Annotated in this window: 2 protein-coding genes and 2 pseudogenes; 1 reads left to right on the top strand and 3 read right to left on the bottom strand. The window is 44.6% G+C overall.

Annotated elements, in window-relative coordinates; all coding sequences use genetic code 11:
• Nucleotides 1-97 precede the first annotated feature (97 nt).
• Nucleotides 98-562, top strand: a pseudogene (locus HNR55_RS16605) (integrase core domain-containing protein); the annotation flags it as partial.
• Between the two features lie 8 nt (nt 563-570).
• Here the strand turns inward: HNR55_RS16605 and HNR55_RS16610 are convergent.
• The 3 genes and pseudogenes from HNR55_RS16610 to HNR55_RS16620 form a co-directional block, all read right to left on the bottom strand.
• Nucleotides 571-777, bottom strand: a complete 207-nt coding sequence (locus HNR55_RS16610) for a hypothetical protein (RefSeq protein WP_166117213.1) — start codon at nt 775-777, stop codon at nt 571-573.
• A gap of 88 nt (nt 778-865) precedes the next feature.
• Entirely contained in the window at nt 866-1129 is a 264-nt protein-coding gene (locus HNR55_RS16615; protein WP_166117211.1) for a hypothetical protein, read from the bottom strand.
• Nucleotides 1130-1534: 405 nt separating this feature from the next.
• Nucleotides 1535-1852 (bottom strand): annotated as a pseudogene (locus tag HNR55_RS16620) (imm11 family protein); the annotation flags it as partial.
• Nucleotides 1853-1968: the final 116 nt, after the last annotated feature.

Here is a 1968-nt window from a genome sequence, read left to right on the forward strand (position 1 = left end):
ATAATCTGGTCCTGCGTAAATCGTACTTTCTTCATCGTCTGTCTCCAGTAGACAGACCTTACTTCAAGTCGAGGGCATTTCAGGGGGCAAGGTCATCTGGTCCATGGATTTTATGGCAGACAGGCTTTTGGATGGGCGCGCTTTTCGTCTCCTGAACATTCTGGATGACTTCAATTGTGAAGGACTGGTGATTGAGGTTGATTTTTCTTTGCCGGCCTGTCGGGTGCTCCGCTGCATGGAACAGGTTATGGAGTGGCGCGGCAGGCCAGCGGCTATCAGAATGGATAATGGCCCTGAATATGTCAGTCATACGTTGGTTTCATGGACCGAAAAACAGAGGATTACCCTGATCTATACGCAACCGGGTCATCCGCAGCAGAACGCTTATATCGAACGCTACAACAGAACTGTCCGGCAGGAATGGCTGGAGTAGTCTCTGTTTGAAAGCATTCAGGATGTGCAGGAAGTCGCAACACAATGGCTCTGGACATATAACAATGACAGACCCAACATGGGGAACGACGGGTTCACACCCGCCCAGAAACTAAAAGAAGCTGCCTGAATTCTCAGTCAGAACTCCATTAAAAATGGGGGGATTTTATACGTTCCAATAATTTCATCCGCCTCATAAGAATCTTTGATGGCTGTCAGCGTGCTTTCTACCTCTGCAACCATGCTCTCTTTTTGTAAATCGGATAGCCCCGATATATTGCCAGTGTATCCGAGTGACTTTACAAGATTCTGAAAAAAATCGTTGTCAATAACAAGGTACTTCATTTTGATTCTCCTTTGGTGATTGAGAAATCAAACCCTTGTTTTTGTAATTTTGACAACAAATCACTAACGCCATCCAAGCGTATTACCATCAAATATTTTTTTCAATACCAAAAAAATCAGCAATTTTTATTGAGATATTAAGTCCGTATTTTTGCATTTTAAGTTGTATTTCTTTCTGCCCTTTCGACTCGTCCTCAGGGTTGTAAAAGTTTTTGGTAAGGTTCATCAGCCCCCGCACATCGTCGGCGCAGTCACCTTCTATGGTCTTCCATAGAGCAAGAAACTCTGCGTCGCTCATCTTGTGGTATTTAATCTTTTTTATTTTGCCAACAGGAATAACCTCGACTCTCATCTTTATCTCCCAAAAAATTCTTCACTCGATTGCCAGATTACAGTTCACGCATGTTATCATGGATGTGCGTGTCGATGGGCGAGATGAGGGAAGAAACTCAAATCTCCCGCGGCCCATTCGTCGGGGCATATCTCGGTCAATAAATTCAAATAATCATTTATGTCACCGCCACAGGATGGCAACATCTTTCGTTATGAACGGTAATATTAAACCCCTTCGCTAAGTCAAAGTTTACTGTGAGATATATTTTATTTTCCTTTGGGCAACATAAAATAAATTGTTGTCTGAGATAGTTTGCAATAAATTGTTTTTCTTGAAGACGCTTTTGGGTATTATATGATCATCCGCAAATACAGTAGACACGATACATCTCCCCAATCTCTAATTGAAACTCAGTTTTGCATTTCAGAGTGGTTTCAAAAAGTCCTGATAGGACACTCCCTTTAGGCCAGCCTCTTTGACGGTCTTTTTGAAGACGTCGTCGACAATGATCGCGTGTTCAGCTGTCTTCGCGCGGAAGGCATGGTGGCCTTTAACGATATCCTCGCGAAAGACGAGCATACTCGTTTGGCCAATATAATAAAAACGCTCCCTCCTACTCGTCATGCCAGACGACACAGCGGAGCGCGATTCATCGATCGCATCAAGGGCGGACATCACGTCGCAAAGCCAGATCGTTCTCGCCTCCTCCCCGGGGTCGACCTCTACATCGGTCGCAAGGAACGCAAAATCCGTCTCGCTGCATGGACTTGTAACGGTTTTGTGCCGGTCATCTGAGCGTTTTAAGCTCGTATCAGGAGACCGACGAGATCATGAAGCATACGGAAGATTTCAAACGC

The organism is Acetobacter lovaniensis, from assembly GCF_014207635.1.
GTDB classification, from domain to species: domain Bacteria; phylum Pseudomonadota; class Alphaproteobacteria; order Acetobacterales; family Acetobacteraceae; genus Acetobacter; species Acetobacter lovaniensis.